The organism is Streptomyces sp. NPDC057002 (assembly GCF_042673825.1).
In the GTDB taxonomy this organism is placed as follows: domain Bacteria; phylum Actinomycetota; class Actinomycetes; order Streptomycetales; family Streptomycetaceae; genus Streptomyces.
Genome location: NZ_JBHURZ010000003.1, coordinates 990,605 through 1,008,412 on the forward strand (window position 1 = coordinate 990,605; position 17,808 = coordinate 1,008,412).

General features: G+C 70.6%; 14 protein-coding genes and 2 tRNA genes. 10 read left to right on the forward strand and 6 right to left on the reverse strand.

All coding sequences use genetic code 11. The features are described 5' to 3' along the window. Window positions 1-89: 89 nt before the first annotated feature. Genes ACFT32_RS19335 through ACFT32_RS19345 form a run of 3 tightly spaced genes read left to right on the forward strand, consistent with a single transcriptional unit; the run spans window position 90 to window position 3,260 of the window. Window positions 90-1,802, forward strand: a complete 1,713-nt coding sequence (locus tag ACFT32_RS19335) for a TerD family protein (RefSeq protein ID WP_382490452.1) — start codon at window positions 90-92, stop codon at window positions 1,800-1,802. A gap of 5 nt (window positions 1,803-1,807) precedes the next feature. Further along, window positions 1,808-2,488: an AIM24 family protein gene (locus tag ACFT32_RS19340; protein ID WP_382490453.1), complete on the forward strand. Its 681-nt coding sequence runs from the start codon at window positions 1,808-1,810 to the stop codon at window positions 2,486-2,488. A gap of 16 nt (window positions 2,489-2,504) precedes the next feature. Further along, a complete protein-coding gene (locus ACFT32_RS19345; protein ID WP_382490455.1) occupies window positions 2,505-3,260 on the forward strand; it encodes an AIM24 family protein in 756 nt (251 codons plus the stop codon). Window positions 3,261-3,343: 83 nt separating this feature from the next. Here the strand turns inward: ACFT32_RS19345 and ACFT32_RS19350 are convergent, their stop codons facing one another. Both ACFT32_RS19350 and ACFT32_RS19355 read right to left on the reverse strand, forming a co-directional pair. Then, the gene (locus tag ACFT32_RS19350; RefSeq protein ID WP_382490457.1) at window positions 3,344-3,871 is read right to left on the reverse strand and encodes an NUDIX hydrolase; all 528 of its coding nucleotides are present in this window, start codon (window positions 3,869-3,871) and stop codon (window positions 3,344-3,346) included. Next, on the reverse strand, window positions 3,868-5,337 hold the full coding sequence (locus ACFT32_RS19355; protein WP_382490458.1) for a zinc-dependent metalloprotease: 1,470 nt from the start codon (window positions 5,335-5,337) through the stop codon (window positions 3,868-3,870). Before ACFT32_RS19355 ends, ACFT32_RS19350 begins: the two co-directional genes overlap by 4 nt. Before the next feature lie 193 nt (window positions 5,338-5,530). On the opposite strand from ACFT32_RS19355, the gene ACFT32_RS19360 reads away from it, so the two are divergent. From ACFT32_RS19360 to ACFT32_RS19370, 3 genes are all read left to right on the forward strand, one after another. Further along, entirely contained in the window at window positions 5,531-6,652 is a 1,122-nt protein-coding gene (locus tag ACFT32_RS19360; RefSeq protein ID WP_382490460.1) for an SDR family oxidoreductase, read from the forward strand. Window positions 6,653-6,816: 164 nt separating this feature from the next. After that, the gene (locus tag ACFT32_RS19365) at window positions 6,817-7,278 is read left to right on the forward strand and encodes a molybdenum cofactor biosynthesis protein MoaE (RefSeq protein WP_382490462.1); all 462 of its coding nucleotides are present in this window, start codon (window positions 6,817-6,819) and stop codon (window positions 7,276-7,278) included. A gap of 380 nt (window positions 7,279-7,658) precedes the next feature. Next, on the forward strand, window positions 7,659-8,750 hold the full coding sequence (locus ACFT32_RS19370) for a PDZ domain-containing protein (RefSeq protein ID WP_382490464.1): 1,092 nt from the start codon (window positions 7,659-7,661) through the stop codon (window positions 8,748-8,750). Window positions 8,751-8,936: 186 nt separating this feature from the next. On the opposite strand, the gene ACFT32_RS19375 is transcribed toward ACFT32_RS19370, so the two are convergent. Beyond that, window positions 8,937-9,479 carry a PPA1309 family protein gene (locus tag ACFT32_RS19375; RefSeq protein WP_382490466.1) on the reverse strand — a complete coding sequence of 181 codons (543 nt, stop codon included), beginning with the start codon at window positions 9,477-9,479 and terminating at the stop codon, window positions 8,937-8,939. Window positions 9,480-9,643: 164 nt separating this feature from the next. On the opposite strand from ACFT32_RS19375, the gene ACFT32_RS19380 reads away from it, so the two are divergent. From ACFT32_RS19380 to ACFT32_RS19395, 4 genes are all read left to right on the forward strand, one after another. Then, window positions 9,644-12,592, forward strand: a complete 2,949-nt coding sequence (locus tag ACFT32_RS19380) for a UPF0182 family protein (protein WP_382490759.1) — start codon at window positions 9,644-9,646, stop codon at window positions 12,590-12,592. 56 nt (window positions 12,593-12,648) lie between these two features. Beyond that, window positions 12,649-12,722, forward strand: a tRNA-Met gene (locus ACFT32_RS19385). Between the two features lie 233 nt (window positions 12,723-12,955). After that, window positions 12,956-14,776 (forward strand): tetratricopeptide repeat protein, encoded by a 1,821-nt coding sequence (locus ACFT32_RS19390; RefSeq protein ID WP_382490468.1) that lies wholly within the window; start codon window positions 12,956-12,958, stop codon window positions 14,774-14,776. A gap of 103 nt (window positions 14,777-14,879) precedes the next feature. After that, window positions 14,880-14,953: transfer RNA gene (locus ACFT32_RS19395), tRNA-Met, on the forward strand. Between the two features lie 82 nt (window positions 14,954-15,035). On the opposite strand, the gene ACFT32_RS19400 is transcribed toward ACFT32_RS19395, so the two are convergent. Genes ACFT32_RS19400 through ACFT32_RS19410 form a run of 3 tightly spaced genes read right to left on the reverse strand, consistent with a single transcriptional unit; the run spans window position 15,036 to window position 17,799 of the window. Next, window positions 15,036-16,175, reverse strand: coding sequence for an ABC transporter substrate-binding protein (locus ACFT32_RS19400; RefSeq protein ID WP_382490470.1), 1,140 nt, complete (start codon window positions 16,173-16,175; stop codon window positions 15,036-15,038). Next, entirely contained in the window at window positions 16,172-17,035 is an 864-nt protein-coding gene (locus ACFT32_RS19405; RefSeq protein WP_382490472.1) for an ABC transporter permease, read from the reverse strand. The genes ACFT32_RS19400 and ACFT32_RS19405 overlap by 4 nt, the downstream gene beginning before the upstream one ends. Further along, window positions 17,032-17,799: an ABC transporter ATP-binding protein gene (locus ACFT32_RS19410; protein WP_382490474.1), complete on the reverse strand. Its 768-nt coding sequence runs from the start codon at window positions 17,797-17,799 to the stop codon at window positions 17,032-17,034. The genes ACFT32_RS19405 and ACFT32_RS19410 overlap by 4 nt, the downstream gene beginning before the upstream one ends. Between the last annotated feature and the right edge of the window lie 9 nt (window positions 17,800-17,808).

Below are 17,808 nucleotides of genomic sequence, written 5' to 3' on the forward strand. Positions count from 1 at the left end.
CGGGTCTGTACCGACTTCGTCCGGTGTCGGAGTTTGCCGTTAGCCTGGCGCGACGCAATCACGTTCTGGATGGGGGACGGTCGTTACGCATGGCCAGGGAATTCCAACGCGGCCACAAGGCCAGGATCAGTGACCTCACCGCGGGCACGGATCTGTACGTAGGCGTGCAGATCTCGGGCCCCGGACTGAGCTTCGACATCAGCTGCTTCGGCCTCGACGCCGACGAACGGCTCTCGGACGACCGCTACTTCGTCTTCTTCAACCAGCCGAAGTCTCCCGAGGAGTCCCTTCAGCTCCTGGGCGCCCAGGCGGGCGACACGGAGTCCTTCCGGGTGACGCTCGACCGGATCCCGCCCCAGATCCAGAAGCTGTCCTTCACGGCGACGATCGACGGCGCCGGCCAGATGTCGCAGATCGCCCCCGGGTACATCCGCATCGTCGCGGGCGGCGAGGAAGTGGCCCGCTACTCCTTCAGCGGCTCGGAGTTCTCCACCGAGCGTGCCGTGATGCTGGGCGACTTCTACCTCAAGGACGTCTGGCGGTTCGCCGCGGTCGGGCAGGGCTTCGACGGGGGTCTCGACGCGCTGCTGAAGAACTTCGGCGGCGAGGTGGCCGAGGAGGAAGCGCCCGAGCCCGCCCCGCAGCAGCCGCAGGCCGGCGCGGCCCCGGGCTTCGCCCCGCCCGCGTTCGGCGTCCCCGGCACTCCGGAACCGGCCCCGGCCCCTGCCCCCGCACCGGCAGCGCCTCCGGCCCCCGCTCCCGCCCCGCCGCCCGCTCCCCAGCCCGCCGCGCAGGGCTTCGCGCCGCCTCCGGCGCCCGCGCCTGGAGTGCATGGCGCCCCGACCATCGCCGCGCCCATGACCACCCAACCGGGCGGCTCCCCGGTGCCACCCCCGGCCCCGGCGCCCGCGCCCTACGGCCAGCCGGGCCAGCAACAGCCGCCACACGGCCAGGTCCCGGGCCAGACGGCCCCGCTGCCTCCCGGCTACGGCCAGCCCCAGGCACCCCAGGCCCCGGCGCCGCCCCCCGGCTACGGCCAGCCCACCCCGCCCCCGGGCTACGGCCAGCAGCCGCCCTTCGGACAGGCTCCCTACGGCGCCCCGCAGCAGGGTGCCGCCCCGCAGGCCGCCGCTCCCCATGGCGCCGGTGTGTCCGCCGCGCTCCAGCAGTTCAAGGAGACGCCCACCGGCCAGCGCTGGACGCAGCAGAACAAGAAGCTCGTCCGCGTCGACCTCGGCATCGGCGGACAGCCCGTGCTCGCCCGGCAGGGCAGCATGGTGCTCTACCAGGGCAAGGTCGACTTCAGCTACAAGGGCGCCGGCTTCGCCGGCCGGATCGTGGGCAACGCGACCGGCCAGGAGATGCAGCTGATGCGCTGTACGGGCCAGGGACAGGTGTTCCTCGCCGAGAACTCGACCATGCTGCACCCCATCGAGCTCCAGGGCGACGCCGTCTGCGTCTCCGCCGAGAACGTCCTCGCGTTCGACGAGAGCCTCACCTACGAGGTCCGCCGCGTCGAGGGACACGGCATCCCCGGAGGCGCGCTGTTCACGATGCAGTTCCAGGGGAGCGGCACCATCGTCGTGAAGACGCACGGCACGCCCGTGGTGCTGCCCGTCACGCCCACCACGTTCGCCGACTGCAACGCCGTGGTCGCCTGGTCCGCCGCCGCCCAGGTCGTCGTCTCCAGCCAGGTGCGGATGCGCCGCAACGCCTACCCCGGTGACACCGGCGAGAGCGTGAACCTCCAGTTCCGGGGTGCGCCCGGCAACTTCATCGTCGTCCAGCCGTACGAGGTCTGAGGGTCATGACACAGCAGCTCGCGGGCCACGCCCCCGCACCCGTCACCGCCCGCATGGAGAACCACGGCAATCACATGCTGAAGGTCGCCATGCAGACCGGGAACGACCTCCTCGCGCGCGTGGGGTCGATGGTCGCCTACGAAGGGTTCGTCCAGTACGAGCCCAACCCGCCGGCCGTGCGCCAGATCGCCAAGGACTGGATGACCGGCGAGGGCGCGCCCCTGATGAAGTGCTCCGGCGACGGCCTGCTCTACCTCTCCGACTACGGAGCGAACGTCGTCGTCATCAACCTCAACGGTGACGGCATCTCCGTCAACGCCACCAACCTGCTTGCCTTCGACGCCCACCTCAGCTGGGGCGTCGAGCGGGTCAAGGGCCTGGCGAAGTTCGCCGGGCAGGGCCTGTGGAACACCAAGATCTCCGGGCAGGGCTGGGTCGCGCTGACCTCCCGGGGCAAACCGATCGTCGTCGACTGCGGAGGCGGTGAGGACGAGACGTACGTCGACCCCGACGCGCTCGTCGCCTGGTCCCCGAACCTCAAGGTCAAGGGCAAGCGCAGCTTCAGGGCACAGTCGCTGATCGGCCGCGGCAGCGGCGAGGCCTACCAGATGGCCTTCTCCGGTCAGGGCATCGTCGTCGTCCAGCCCAGCGAAGACAGCACCGACCGTCTCCGGGTCCGGGGCTGAGGGGGAGCAACACGCCATGCAGAGCCCGATTTTCGCCTACAACGAGCAGCAGACCCAGGACCGCTGGAGCCTGCAGAACAAGCAGATGCTGCGCGTCGCCCTGGAGGGCCACGACGACATCCTGGCCCGCAAGGGCACCATGGTCGCCTACCAGGGCCTCGTCGAGTTCGACGCCGAGTACCAGAGCAACGACCAGTCACGCGCGCGTGCGCACACCGGTGAGGGACTCGACCTGATGCGCTGCCACGGGCAGGGCACGGTCTACCTCGCCAACCTCAAGCAGCACGTCCACGTCATGGAGGTGGAGCAGGACGGCCTCACCGTCGACAGCAGCTACGTGCTGGCGATGGACTCCTCCCTGCACCACGAGGTCATCGCCGTCGACAGCCTCTACGGCATCTCCGGCTCCGGGAAGTACCAGCTCAACATCACCGGCCGGGGCAAGATCGCCCTGATGACCTCGGGCATGCCGCTGCTGATGCAGGTGACCCCCGACAAGTACGTCAACTGCGACGCCGACGCGATCGTCGCCTGGTCGACGAGCCTGCGGGTGCAGATGCAGGCCCAGACGCACTCCTCGGGGGTGTGGCGGCGCCGCGGCAACACCGGCGAGGGCTGGGAGCTGAGCTTCATGGGCAACGGCTACGCGCTCGTCCAGCCCAGCGAGCTGCTGCCGCCGCAGAACGCCCAGGTCGGCTCGGGCCTCTCCGCGCAGTACGGCATGGGCCAGCAGGGAGCGCGCGGGCAGAACCAGGGCAACGTCTGGAGTTGACCGGCCACGAAGCCGCAAGGTGTAAGGGGCGACCGCCAATGGCGATCGCCCCTTACACACGCTTCAGGCCCGTGACGCACGCTTCAGGCCGCGAGCCTCGCGCGCGTGGCCTCCAGCAGACGTACGACCGACTCGTCGGCCATCTCCGCGACCTCGTCGTATCCGAACCAGCGCACGTCGAGCGACTCGTCGCTGACCGCGTGCGCGGCGTCCGGTGGTGCCACGACCGCGTACTGGACGTCGAAGTGCCAGTGGCACGGTGGCGGAATCGGGTGCCGGTCGAGGCGGACCGGGCCGCCGGGCAGCAGCGAGAGCCCCGAGACGCCGGACTCCTCCGTCGCCTCACGCAGGGCCGCGGCGGCCAGAGAGGAATCGCCCGGCTCGCAGTGGCCGCCCATCTGAAGCCACATCTGCAGCTTCCTGTGCAGGGTCAGCAGCACCCGGCCGCCCTCGGGGTCGATCACCAGGGCGCTGGCCGTGATGTGACCCGCCTGGCACGGCTTCCACAGGCCGTCCGGGTGCTCCGCCAGATGGTCCAGATAGGCCTGGCGCAGGTCCGTCTGCTCCTCGTACCCCTTCAGCACGAGGACCGCGTCGTCGTACAGGCTCACCCGGCGTCGTCGCCCTTGTTCTCGTCCTCGCCCTCGGTCTCGTCCTTCTTGAGATCGGGCTTCTTCGGATCGGGCTTGTCCGCCGCCTCGCCGAGCATCTTGTCGAGCTCGGAGAAGTCGATCTGCTCGCGGTGCACGAAGCCGTCCGGGTCGTCCAGGTCGGTCGCCGTCGGCAGCATGTCCGGGTGGGCCCACAGGGCGTCCCGGCCGTCGACACCGCGCGCGTCCGTGAGCGAGGCCCACAGGCGGGAGGCGTCGCGCAGGCGGCGCGGGCGCAGCTCCAGACCGATCAGCGTGGCGAACGTCTGCTCGGCCGGGCCGCCCGAGGCGCGGCGGCGGCGCAGCGTCTCGCGCAGGGCGTCGGCGGACGACAGGCGGGGCTTCGCGGCGGCGTGGACCACCGCGTCCACCCAGCCCTCCACGAGCGCCAGAGCCGTCTCCAGACGCGCCAGGGCGGCCTTCTGCTCCGGCGTGTCCTCCGGCTGGAACATGCCCTGCTGGAGAGCCTCCTGGAGCTGCTCGGGGTTCTGCGGGTCGAACTGGCCGACCACGTCCTCGAGCTTGGCCGTGTCGACCTTGATCCCGCGGGCGTAGCCGTCGACCGCGCCGAACAGATGCGAGCGCAGCCACGGCACATGCGCGAAGAGGCGCTGGTGGGCGGCCTCGCGCAGGGCGAGATACAGCCGCACCTCCTCCTGCGGGACGCTCAGGTCCTTGCCGAAGGTCTCGATGTTCACCGGCAGCAGCGCAGCCTTGCCGGCCGGGCCGAGCGGCAGGCCGATGTCGGACGAGCCGACGACCTCGCCCGCGAGCACGCCGACGGCCTGCCCGATCTGCGTGCCGAACATGGCGCCGCCCATCGAGCGCATCATGCCGATCAGCGGGCCGGCCATGGCCTGCATCTCCTCCGGCAGGACGTCGCCCATGGCGGTGCCCACGCGCTCGGCGACCGGGTCGACGAGCTCCTTCCAGGCGGGCAGGGTCGCCTCGACCCACTCCGCGCGGCTCCAGGCCACCGCGGAGGCGGCGCCGGACGGCAGGGACGTGGCGTCGTCGAGCCAGAGGTCGGCCAGGCGAACGGCCTCCTCGACGCCCTTGCGGTCGGCGGGCCCGACGCTCGCGTCCTTGGTGCCGTCAGGACTGCCCTGGGAGACCGTCTGGCGGGCGATCTGCTTGGCCATGTCCCAGTTCACCGGGCCGCCCTCGTAGGAGAGCATCTGGCCCAGCTGCTGGAATGCGGCGCCCAGGTCGTTGGGGTTCAGGGAACCGAACATGGCAGCGAACGGATTGTCCGCACCGGGGCCACCAGGGCCGCCGCCAAAGCCTCCGGCTCCTGGCAGGCCGCCGAAACCGAACGGATTGGCCGGTCCCTGACCACCACCGCTCTGCTGGTCCTTCTTCTTGCCCTCGTCGCCGTCGTCCGGCTCCTCCGGCGGAAGGCCGAATCCGAATGGGGTGTCACTCACGGGATTCCTCGGCTTGTAGGGCCGCCGGTTCTTTCCGGCGGCACGGCTGCCCGACTTCACCACCCAGCGTAGACACCTCGGAGCGGATCGGGCCTCGGTGCTTCGCCGACTGACGGCCTGCGGCAGGATGGATGCCACCTGGTACGCACGCTTCACTCGTGCTCGTACTGAAGACAACCGCTGGAGACGCCCGGTGAGTTCCCCAGATCCGCAGGTTCGCGCAGCGCGAAACCAGTCAACCAGTTCCGCGAGTCCCGCGGCGCGCGGGCCCGTCGTCGCGGTCACCGGTGCCGCGTACGGCATCGGGGCGCTGCTCACCGAGCAGCTCGCCGCGTCCGACGAGGTCAAGCAGGTCGTCGCCATCGATGAGCGGCGTGGCGAGTGCGCGGATGCGCAGTGGCACATCCTGGACGTACGGGATCCGGCCATCGCGGAGAAGCTGCGCGGCGCCGACGTGGTGGTGCACCTGGCGTTGGATCTCGATCTGGAGACCGACGCGGCCGCCCGGACGGCCTACAACGTACGGGGGACACAGACCGTACTGACGGCGGCCGCGGCGGCCGGAGTGCACCGAGTCGTGCTGTGCACCTCGGCGATGGTCTACGGGGCGCTGCCGGACAACGAGCTGCCGTTGTCCGAGGACGCCGAGCTGCGGGCCACGGCCGAGGCGACGGGTGTCGGCGACCTGCTGGAGATCGAGCGGCTTGCGCGGCGGGCCCCGCGGGCGCACCCGGGGCTGAACGTCACCGTGGTCCGGCCCGCCGTTCTGGTGGGAGGCACGGACACGGCGCTGACCAGGTACTTCGAGTCCCCTCGGCTGCTCGTCGTCGCCGGATCGCGGCCCGCGTGGCAGTTCTGCCATGTCGAGGACCTGTGCAGCGCGCTCGAGTACGCCGTCCTGGAGAAGGTCGACGGGGAACTGGCCGTCGGCTGTGACGGGTGGCTCGAGCAGGAGGAGGTCGAGGAGCTCAGCGGCATCCGGCGGATGGAGTTGCCCTCGGCGGTCGCGCTGGGCGCGGCGGCACGGCTGCACCGGATCGGACTCACGCCGTCCCCGGCCGGGGACCTGGCGTACACGATGTACCCCTGGGTGGTGAGCGGGAGCCGACTGCACGACTCGGGGTGGCGGCCGCAGTACACCAACGAGGAGGTGCTGGCGGAGCTCCTGGAGGAGGTCTCCGGCCGGCACACGGTGGCCGGGCGGCGACTGGGCCGCAAGGACGCGACGGCCGCGGGCGCCGCGGGCGCGACGGTGGCGCTGCTGGGCGCGGCCGCGGTGGTACGACGGGCACGCAAGGCCCGGCGGCGGATCTGAGAGCCACCCGGGCCACACCCAGCCACACCTGTGGAGAGAGCCACCTGCAGGAGGCGCTACCCACCTGTAGAGAGACCCACCTGTAGGAGGCTCCAACGCGCACGCGCGCGTGCCGGTCGATAGGTCCATTCCGCGTTGTCGGTCGCGTGCGGCACGATGGAGGCATGGCATCCACGAGCGATCACCCGGGTGAGCGGGGAGCACAGGATCCGATCAAGCTGATCGCGATCCGGGACACGGCCCTCTCCCTGGACGAGGTGTTCCGGGCCGTCGGGGACGACGCGGCCGGAGGCACCGCGCTCTTCGTGGGGACCGTGCGCGACCACGACGGGGGTGTCGATGTCGCGGAGCTGGGGTACTCCTGCCACCCCAGTGCCGAGGCCGAGATGCGGCGGATCGCCGAGAAGGTCGTCGCGGAGTTCCCCGTGCGCGCGCTGGCGGCCGTGCACCGCGTGGGGGACCTCCGGGTCGGAGACCTCGCCGTCGTCGTCGCCGTCTCCTGTCCGCATCGGGGAGAGGCCTTCGAGGCCTGCCGGAAGCTGATCGACGACCTGAAGCACGAAGTGCCCATCTGGAAGCACCAGAAGTTCTCCGACGGGACCGAGGAGTGGGTCGGCGCCTGCTGATCCCGGAATCGCCTCCGGTTGCGTAACCGCACCCCTGGCGTGAGCGTTGTCACTGCGGATGGTTAATCTGCTGATCAGTCAGTTGCGGACGCTCAATGGGGTTGGAGGTCGGCATGGCGGCTCTCGCCTGGTTGCTGATTCCGCTTGTGGCTGCCATCGGCGCGGGACTCTGGGGCAGTTGGGCCAACCGGACTCGTAAGGCCCGCGGCGACGGCCCGGAGCTCACCGGATACGCCCGCTTTCGCGAGGCCATGGAGAAGCCCGGGCCGGGTAGCTGAAGGCCAAGGAAACAGCAGGTCACAGACGGTATAGCCCACAGGGCCGCCCCGGACGGGCGGCCCTGACGGTGCGCTGACAGGCCCGTCCCGTAATGTCGAGTCATGCCACGCCGCACCGCGACGATGCTCGCCTCCACCCTGATGCTGATCGCGCTCCTGTGCGCGGGAGTGTTCATCCCCGTGCCGTACGCGGAGATGTCCCCGGGGCCGACGGTGAACACACTCGGCGATCATGACGGCGAGCCGGTGCTGCAGATCTCGGGGCGCAAGACCTATGCGGCCAGTGGCCACCTGAACATGACCACGGTCCGGGTCACGAGCGCCGACTACCGGATGAACCTGGTCGAAGCCGTCTACGGCTGGCTCGCGCACGACAACAAGGTCGTGCCGCGCGAGACGCTCTACCCGGACGGCAAGACCGAGGAGCAGTCGACCCAGGAGAACGCCGAGGAGTTCAGCCAGTCTCAGGAAAGCGCCAAGGTCGCCGCCCTGAAGGAACTCGACGTTCCGGTGAAGTCGTGGGTGATCGTCTCGACGGTCGTCAAGGGATCCCCGGCCGAGGGCAAGCTGCACGCCGGCGATGTGATCAAGGCCGTCGACGGTACGACGGTCAAGGAGCCTGCCGACGTCGCGAAGCTCGTCACCCAGCGCAAGCCGGGCCAGGACGTCCGCTTCACGATCGTGCCGGCCAAGGAGCAGGCCGCCGCGGAGAAGGAGAAGCGGACGCCGACGAAGACGCAGGACATCACCATCACCACGACGACCTCGGACGACAACGGCGACAAGCGCGCCATCGTGGGGATCTCCGCGGGAACCGACCACACGTTCCCGTTCACCGTCGACATCAAGCTGGCCGACGTCGGCGGGCCGAGCGCCGGGCTGATGTTCGCGCTCGGCATCTACGACAAGCTCACGCCGGGCAATCTGACCGGGGGCAAGTTCGTGGCCGGCACCGGCACGATCGACGACACCGGCAAGGTCGGTCCGATCGGCGGCATCGAGATGAAGACCGTGGGTGCCCGGGCCAAGGGCGCGCAGTACTTCCTGACGCCCGCCGACAACTGCGCCGCCGCTGTCAAGGACACCCCCGAGGGCCTCACCCTCATCAAGGTGGACACCATCCAGGACGCCCTCGGCGCCATGAAGGACCTCCGCAGCGGCGACACCGCGGATCTGCCGACGTGCGGCAAGTAGTCCCCGGGGACGAGGACGAGTCGGGGCAAGGCGGCCGGCGCGGCTGAGGGGGCCTGCGAGGCTGGTGGGACCTGCGGGACCTGCGGGACCTGCGGGACCTGCGGGACCTGCGGGACCTGCGGGACCGGGCCCCATGGGACCGGCGAGCCCCCTCGCCACGCCACGCCACGCCACGCCACTCCCGCCCTACTCGGCGAACGTCGCCGCCAACGCCTCCGCCAGGCCCGGGACCAGGTCCGAGCCGGTGAGGACCTCCGTGGCGGAGTCCTTCTCGCGCAGGCGCAGGGCCGACTCACGGGCGCCGTCACGCAGGACCCCGACCGTCATCCGCACCTCCTGACGGTCCGGGTGGTCGGCCACCCACTTCGTCAGCGCGGCCCCGCCCAGGCCCTGCGGAACCTGGGTCTCCGCGGACGGCGGCAGCATCAGACGCTCCACGGCGAGGGCGCAGCCGACCACCGCGTCGGGCCAGGCGATGGTGGCGAGGAACTCGTCGAGCGGCTTGCCCGTTGGAACCTCGTCCTGCTCGATCGGGGTGAGGCCGGAGTTCTCCGACTCGTCCCCGAGACCGAGCCGGTCGGCGAGCGAGGGTTGTTCGGCCCGCAGCCGTGCGGTGTCGACGAGGGCGAAAAGGCGGGCGGGCTGGTCCCAGCCGAGGCCGGAGACGTACTCGTCGATCTCGAGAACGGCCCGGGTGAGCGGGTTCGCAGCCATGGGAGTGTTGGACATGGTCACAATCCTGCCTCGTTCCTGGGCGGAATCGGGAACCGAGTAAACGGTGAGTAAGTTGCATAGGTGGGGGCCCACGATCACCGGGGGCCACGCACGGTCCGTGAAGACGCGGGCCTGACGGATCAACAGCGAACTTCGAGGTGCGCACCTTGGCTTTCCAGATGCCGGACCGCGGCGGAGGCCCGACAGGGCCGCGGATGAGAGTGGGCCGCCCGTCCCGGCGTGTCCGCACCCTGCTCATGACGCTGGGCGTCCTGGCCGTTCTCGGCATGGCGTTCACCATGTTCGCGGGCTTTTGGACGGACTGGCTCTGGTACCGGTCGGTGAACTACTCGTCGGTCTTCACGACGACCCTGTGGACCAAGATCGGGCTCTTCTTCGTCTTCGGCCTGCTCATGGCCGTCGCCGTCGGCCTCAACATCTGGCTGGCGCACCGGCTGCGGCCACCGCTGAGCGCCATGTCGATGGAGCAGCAGAACCTCGACCGCTACCGGATGGGCATCGCGCCCTACAAGAAGTGGCTGCTGTTCGGGATCACCGCCTTGGTGGGCCTGATCGCCGGCGCCTCCGCGTCCGGCCAGTGGCGGACCTGGCTGATGTGGGTCAACGGGGTTCCGTTCGGCGAGAAGGACCCGCAGTTCAAGCTGGACGTCTCGTTCTACGCCTTCGACCTGCCCTGGTACCGGTTCCTGCTCGGCTTCGGCTTCGCCGCCGCGATCCTGTCCGTGATCGCCGCCGCGCTCACGCACTACCTGTACGGCGGGCTGCGCGTCACCAGCCCCGGCGCGCGCGCCACGGCGGCGGCCACCGGGCACCTGTCGGTGCTCATCGGCGTCTTCGTGGCCCTGAAGGCGGTCGCGTACTGGCTCGACCGGTACGGACTCGCGGTCAAGTCCAGCGACTTCAGGGCGACCGACAACTGGACGGGCCTGAGGTACGTCGACGCCAACGCCTATCTGCCGGCCAAGACGATCCTGTTCTGCATCGCCGTCATCTGCGCGCTGCTGTTCTTCGCCACCCTGTGGCGGCGCACCTGGCAGCTGCCCGTGATCGGTTTCGGCCTGATGGTGCTCTCCGCGATCCTCATCGGCGGCCTCTACCCGGCGATCGTGCAGAAGTTCCAGGTCCAGCCGAACGAGCAGGCCAAGGAAGCGCCGTACGTCGAGAAGAACCTCGAGGCGACGCGCAAGGCCTACGGTATCGACGGCACCAAGGTCACCGACTACACGGGCACCAGCAAGACCGAGGACAAGACCAAGCTCCGCGATGACGTCGACTCCACGGCGAGCATCCGGATCATGGACCCGAACGTCGTCTCGCCGACGTTCCAGCAGCTCCAGCAGATCAGGAACTACTACGCGTTCCCGAACAACCTGGACGTGGACCGTTACTCCAAGGGCGGCAAGGACCAGGACACGGTCATCGGCCTGCGTGAGCTGAACCTCGCGGGCATTCCCAAGAAGAACTGGATCAACAACCACTTCCGTTACACCCACGGGTACGGAGCGGTCGCCGCCGAGGGCACCAGCGCGGACGCCCAGGGCCGTCCGAACTTCACGGAGTCCGACCTGCCCTCCGAGGGCGACCTCGGCACGTACGAGCAGCGGGTCTACTACGGCGAGAAGACCACCACGTACTCGATCGTCGGCGGTCCCCAGAAGGAGATCGACTACTCCGACGACAACGGCGAGAAGACCACCAGCTACAAGGGCGACAGCGGGGTCAACCTCTCCAACCCGGTCAACCGGGCCGCGTACGCGGTGGCGTTCGGCGAACCGCAGATCCTCTACTCCGGCGCCATCGGCGAGGGTTCGCGGGTCCTGTACAACCGCACGCCCAAGGAGCGCGTCGAGGCGGTCGCCCCCTGGCTGACCATCGACGGTGACGCCTATCCGGCGGTCGTCGACGGCCGTATCCAGTGGATCGTCGACGCGTACACGACGACGAACGGATACCCGTACTCCTCGCGTACGACCCTCGGTGACACCACGGCCGACTCGCTGACCGCCACCAACGACAACCGTGCGGTGGTGGCCCAGCAGAACCAGGTCAACTACATCCGCAACTCGGTGAAGGCGACCGTCGACGCGTACACCGGCGAGGTCAAGCTCTTCCAGTGGGACACCAAGGACCCGGTCCTGAAGACCTGGATGAAGGCCTTCCCGGACACGGTGAAGCCCAAGAGCGAGATCTCCAAGCCGCTGATGGACCATCTGCGCTACCCCCAGGACCTGTTCAAGGTCCAGCGGGAACTGCTCACGCGCTACCACGTGAAGGACGCGACGACGTTCCTCAGCGGCAGCGAGGTGTGGCAGGTGCCGGACGACCCGACGAACCGGTCGGGCAACGCGGTGCCGCCGTACTACCTGAGCATGAAGATGCCCGACCAGCAGGCGCAGGCGTTCTCGCTGACGACGACCTTCACGCCCAACGGCCGGGACAACCTCAGCGCGTTCATGGCCGTCGACGCCGAGGCGGGCGCCAGCGACTACGGCAAGATCAGAATCCTGAAACTGCCGACCAACACCACGGTCAACGGACCCAAGCAGGTTCAGAGCCAGTTCAACTCGCAAGAGGACATCGCCGAGTCCATCAGGCTCCTGAGAGGCGGCGACTCCGAGGTCGAGTACGGCAACCTGCTGACGGTGCCCCTCGACGGAGGACTGCTGTACGTGGAGCCGGTCTACGTACGCGGTGGTGGACTGAAGTACCCGCTGCTGCGCAAGGTGCTGGTCACCTACGGAGGCCAGACGGCCTTCGAGAACACGCTCGGGGATGCCCTCAACAAGATCTTCGGCGCGGAGGGTGCGACGCCTGAGCCACCGGACGACGGCGATACGACGCCACCGCCGACGTCCGAGGACCCGACGGTCAAGCAGGCGCTGGAAGACGCCCAGAAGGCGTTCACCGAGGGCCAGGACGCCCTGAAGGAGAACGACTGGGAGGCGTACGGCCGGGCGCAGAAGGACCTGGAGGACGCCCTGCAGCGCGCCGAGGAGGCGCAGGCGGCGGCGGACAAGGCCGGCGGTGCCGGGGGCAGCGAGAGCAAGCCCAGCGCCGGCCCGAGCGGGAGCCCGAGCGGCAGTCCGAGTCCGAAGCCGAGCAGTTAGGGCTCCGGCCTGGTCAAATGCCCACCCGCGCCGTGCTAGGGTTGTGAACACAACGGCGCGGGGTGGAGCAGCTCGGTAGCTCGCTGGGCTCATAACCCAGAGGTCGCAGGTTCAAATCCTGTCCCCGCTACTGAATCGCGAAGTCCGAGTGACGGAGCGACATCGAAGGCCCGGATTCCACAAAGGAATCCGGGCCTTCGTGATGTGTGAACGCATGTGCTGGTGCGGGCTGCGGCCGTGCCGCCGGGGGGAGTTGGGAAATCTGTGTTTGACTTGTCTCTCTGTGGGCATGTCGACAAAACGCTGTAGTGACCTCACTGGCTGCGGTATACCAGGTGTACCCAGGTTGCAGGTGGTGCGACGATGGACGTTATGGGGGACAAGGCAACTCTGTTCGAGACAGGGCGTTTTGTGCAGCCTTCCAGCCGGGAGGACACCGACACCCCGGACGAGACCGGGGAAATCGCCGATGAGGCAGCCGAGGAGCTGCGTCAGCGGCTCGCCGCCGAGGCCGGCGACGTCGAGGCGATGAGTGTCCTCGGGGCCATGCTGCTGCGCCGTGGTGACCTCGACGGTGCCGAACCTCATCTGCGTGCCGCCACCGCCGCGGGCGACCGGGCCGCAGCCAACAACCTGGGAGTCCTTCTCCACCAGCGGGGATACGCCGACGAGGCCGCCGGATGGTGGCGGATCGCCGCCGTCGCCGGATCCACGGCCGCCGCGCACGCCCTCGGCCGGCACCACCGCGAGCGCGGCGACGAACCCGCCGCCGAGTACTGGCTGCGCCAGTCCGCGGAACAGGGCCACACCCTGGGCGCGTACGCCCTCGCCGACCTGCTGGAGCACCGCGGCGACGCCGGGGCCGAGCACTGGATGCGGGCCGCGGCCGAGCGCGGGCACCGGGAGGCGGCGTACCGGCTGGCGCGGGCACTGGACCGCAAGGCGGCGCGGGAGGCCGACGACGACGGCGCACCCGTGCCGGACGAGGCCGAGCAGTGGTACCGGCAGGCCGCCGCGCGCGGGCACCGGAGGGCCGCGCTGCACCTCGGGACGATCCTGGAGAAGCGCGGCCGGCTCAAGGAGGCCGGACGCTGGTACCTGACGTCCGCCAAGGACGGCGAGGCGCGGGCCGCCTGCGCGCTCGGATTCCTGCTGCGGGACGCGGGCGACACCGAGAACGCCGCCGTGTGGTGGCTGCGGGCCGCCCAGGACGGCGACGGCAACGCGGCGAACGCGCTGGGCGCGCTGCACGCCGAGCGGGGCGAGACCCAGACCGCCGAGCGGTGGTACCGGGCCGCGATGGACGCGGGCGACGTGAACGGCGCGTACAACCTCGGGCTGCTCTGCGTCGAGCAGGGGCGCACCCCGCACGCCGAGCAGTGGTACCGGCGCGCGGCCTACGCCGGGCACCAGGAGGCCGCGAACGCGCTGGCGATCCTGCTGCTGCGGGCCGGGGACGAGACGGGCGCGGAGCCGTGGTTCTCCAAGGCCGCGGAGGCCGGGAGCGTGGACGCCGCCTTCAACCTGGGCATCCTCCACGCCGGACGGGGCGAGGAGCAGGCCGCGCTGCGCTGGTACGAGCGGGCCGCCGCCGCCGGGCACACGGAGGCCGCGCTGCAGGTCGGCATGGCGCGTCTGCGGGACGGCGACGACCAGGAGGCCGAGCGGCACCTGCGGTGCGCGGCCGGGGGCGGGAGCGCCGAGGCGGCGTACCGGCTGGCGACGGTGCTCGACGCGCGCCGGCCGCCGGAGCCCGCGCACGAGCTCGGGGAGCCGGTGCACCGGCGGAGCGAGTGCGAGGAGTGGTACGAGCGGGCGGCCTCGCAGGGGCACCGGCGGGCGCAGGTGCGGGTCGGGATGCACGCCGCGGCCCGGGGAGACGTCGTCGAGGCGGCCCGGTGGTACCGGGAGGCGGCCGAGGCCGGGTCCCGCAACGGCGCGTTCAATCTGGGGCTGCTGCTGGCCCGGGAGGGCAGTGAGCCCGAGGCGGCCGTGTGGTGGACGCGGGCGGCCGATGCGGGGCACGGGCGGGCGGCGTTGCGGCTGGCCCTGGTCTACGCGCGTCGGGGGGAGCTGGCGGAGGGGCAGCGGTGGGCCGACCGTGCGGTGTCTCTCGGGCCCGCGTCCGTGGCGGAGCGGGCGGCCCGGTTGCGGGACGCGCTTCGGCAGGAGCTGTCGGCGTAGAGCGGGGCCGGGCCGCGAGGTGCTCGGCCCGGCCCGCCGCCAGGCCTCGTCGTTAAGCGATTTGCATCCGGCCTCCGCGTTCACGTAACGTTGCATTCAACGACGCGGGGTGGAGCAGCTCGGTAGCTCGCTGGGCTCATAACCCAGAGGTCGCAGGTTCAAATCCTGTCCCCGCTACTGAAGGCCGAGGGCCGGAATCCGAAAGGGTTCCGGCCCTCGGTCTGTGTTCTGAGGCATATGTGTTCAGGGGCATGTGTGCTCAGGGGCGATGCCCCACCGCCTCCTCGTAGAGGGAACGGTTCACCGTCCGGGACTCGGGGAGTGCGTCGTCCTTCGCCACGCCCTGTGCCCGGTAGGCCGCCTGGAGGCGGGCCGTGGTGCCGTTGCGGATCTCCCAGTCCATGCGGAGGGACGGCGTGGAGCGGAGGATCGCCGCGTCCGTCTTCAGGAGATCCGCCAGATAGGTGACGTACCTCTCGTTCTGTTTGTAGTCGGCCGCGAAGTACGTGTTCACCGTGCGGATGTGCGCCCGCAGCAGGGCCACCCCCGCGTCCACGTCGTCGTCCAGCAGGCTCGGGCCGTAGAGCATGCCGCCCAGGGGCTCGCCGGGCGGCTGGCCGCCCAGGAAGGCGTAGCCCGGCTCGCCGTCGACCCGGCGCCACACCGGGTCCAGCAGCCACGCGGAGTCGACGCCGCCGTTTTGCAGGGCCGTGAGGACGTCGGCCGAGCCCAGCTGCTGGTAGCGGATCCGGTCGAGGCCGCCGCCGTGCTGCTCCAGCGCCTGCTCCATGGGGTAGGCGATCACCGAGCCCTTGCCGATCATCGTGCCGAGTGTCCGGTCGGCCATCCGGACCGCGGCCGGCGTCTCGCCGTCCTTCAGCCGGACCCACAGGCCGCTCTTGGACTTAGGGCCGGGAGAGAAGTTCCCCGCGACCCAGCGGATGACGAAGCCGCCGCGGATGCCGTTCATGACCGCCGCCTCCGGGGCCGCCCAGAGCGCGTCGACCTCGCCCTTGGCCAGCAGCGGGAGGGCCTCGGGCGTCGGCAGTACCTTCAGCGTGACGTCCAGGCCCTCCTTGTCGAACTCGCCCTTGTCGAGGGCGACCCGCAGGGGTGCCACGTACTCCGCGCTCAGCGTGCCCGTGGCGATCGTCAGCTTCCGGGGCTCGGTGAGCGGTCGGGGGGCCGGGGAGCCCGGGCGGCAGCGGGCCGGGGTGCGGTCGGGGGCGCGGTCGGCGGGGTCCGTCCAGGACGCGGCGCCGCAGCCCTGGACCGGGCGGATCGCGCGCGTCGCCGTGTCGGCCTTCGGCTGCGACGGTCCGGAGGACGGCGACGAGCAGGCCGCCGAGGCCAGCAGCGCCCCCGCGAGCAGGGCGATGCCGTACGTACGTGCCCTCATGCCTGCCCCCGTCCCCGGTCGCGCGGTGCCCACGGGGTGAGCAACCGGCCGGCGAACCGGACCAGTTCGGAGAAGAGCACGCCCAGGACGGCGACGCAGACGATGCCGACGAACATCACGTCGTTCTGGAAGAGGGCGCGGGAGTCGAAGATCAGATGGCCCAGGCCGTCGGTCGCGGCGATCTGCTCGGAGGCGACGATCACCAGGACCGCCACGCCCGCCGCGATCCGCGCGCCGACCAGGACGGCGGGCAAGGAGGCCGGCAGCAGGACGTGGCGGAACATCTGCCACGGGGAGGCCCCGAAGACGCGGCCGGCGTCGCGGTGGCCGTCGGGGACGGCCATGACCGCGGACATCGTGGAGATCCAGACGAAGAAGAAGACCGTGGCCGCCACCAGGGCCACCTGAGGGCCCTCGCCCAGGCCGAACATGTTGAGGAAGACGGGCAGCAGGGCCAGCTTGGGTACGACGTACAGGGCGTCCAGGAGGGGTTCCAGGGCGGCCCGTACCAGCGGCAGCGAACCCATCAGCAGGCCCAGGAGGTATCCCGCCGCCGTGCCGACGGCGTAGCCGGCCAGGACGCGCTTGAGCGTCGCCCACGCGTCGGGCCACAGGTCACCGGCCGCGGCCCGGTCCCAGCCGTCGGCGAGGATCGTGGACGGTGCCGGGTAGACGCGCTCGTCGATCCAGCCCCGGACGGCCGCCAGCTGCCAGAGCAGCACCAGGAGGAGGGGCACGGCCGCCGCGAGGGACAGTTCCAGGGCGCGGCGGCGGCGATGGGTGCGTACGGGGTGCAACTCGCGCGGGCCCGGGCGGCGGACCAGGGCCGGGCCTGGTGTCCCGGGGGCGATGGTGGTCATGCGGGCACCGCCTCCTTCCGCAGCAGGTCCCACAGCTCGCTCTTCAGCGCGGTGAACTCGGGGGTGGTGCGGACGTCGCCGGTGCGCGGGCGCGGGAAGGGCGGGCGGTGTTCGGCGATGATCCGGCCGGGGCGGGCGGACATCACGAACACACGGTCACCGAGGACGATCGCCTCCTCCAGGCTGTGGGTGATGAAGAGGGTCGTCGTGCGCAGTGCCTGGGTGATCTCCAGCAGTTCGTCCTGGAGGATCGTGCGGAGCTGTGCGTCCAGGGCGGCGAACGGTTCGTCCATCAGCAGCAGTTCGGGCTCGACGGCGAGCGCGCGGGCGATGGCGACCCGCTGGCGCATACCGCCCGAGAGGGTCGCCGGATAGGCCTGCGCGAAGTCGGCGAGGCCCATGCGGGCCAGCCACTCGGCGGCGCGGGCATTCGCCTCCCGGCGCGGGACGCGCCCCACGTCGAGGCCGAAACGGACATTGGCCTGGACGGTCTTCCAGTCGTAGATGCCGTAGTCCTGGAAGATCATGGCTGCCGGGCGGGCGCTGGAGGTGCGGATCTCCAGCGTGCCGGTGCTGGGCCTGAGCAGGCCGGCGGCGATGCGCAGCAAGGTGGATTTGCCGCAGCCGGAGGGGCCTACGAGGCAGACGAACTCGCCGGGAGTGACGGTCAGGTCGAGGGGGCCGAGGGCGTCGACCGCGCGGGGGCCTCGGCCGAAGGTGCGTGTCAGGTCATGGGTGGTGAGTTTTGGATACGGCTCTCCCACTTCGGTCTC

Excerpts from the sequence above, each read along its gene's own strand:
- ACFT32_RS19335 (WP_382490452.1), top strand. The coding sequence starts at position 90 with ATGGCCAGGGAATTCCAACGCGGCCACAAGGCCAGGATCAGTGACCTC.
- ACFT32_RS19340 (WP_382490453.1), top strand. The coding sequence starts at position 1,808 with ATGACACAGCAGCTCGCGGGCCACGCCCCCGCACCCGTCACCGCCCGC.
- ACFT32_RS19345 (WP_382490455.1), top strand. The coding sequence starts at position 2,505 with ATGCAGAGCCCGATTTTCGCCTACAACGAGCAGCAGACCCAGGACCGC.
- ACFT32_RS19365 (WP_382490462.1), top strand. The coding sequence starts at position 6,817 with ATGGCATCCACGAGCGATCACCCGGGTGAGCGGGGAGCACAGGATCCG.
- ACFT32_RS19370 (WP_382490464.1), top strand. The coding sequence starts at position 7,659 with ATGCCACGCCGCACCGCGACGATGCTCGCCTCCACCCTGATGCTGATC.
- ACFT32_RS19375 (WP_382490466.1), bottom strand. The coding sequence starts at position 9,479 with ATGTCCAACACTCCCATGGCTGCGAACCCGCTCACCCGGGCCGTTCTC.
- ACFT32_RS19380 (WP_382490759.1), top strand. The coding sequence starts at position 9,644 with ATGCCGGACCGCGGCGGAGGCCCGACAGGGCCGCGGATGAGAGTGGGC.
- ACFT32_RS19390 (WP_382490468.1), top strand. The coding sequence starts at position 12,956 with ATGGACGTTATGGGGGACAAGGCAACTCTGTTCGAGACAGGGCGTTTT.
- ACFT32_RS19400 (WP_382490470.1), bottom strand. The coding sequence starts at position 16,175 with ATGAGGGCACGTACGTACGGCATCGCCCTGCTCGCGGGGGCGCTGCTG.
- ACFT32_RS19405 (WP_382490472.1), bottom strand. The coding sequence starts at position 17,035 with ATGACCACCATCGCCCCCGGGACACCAGGCCCGGCCCTGGTCCGCCGC.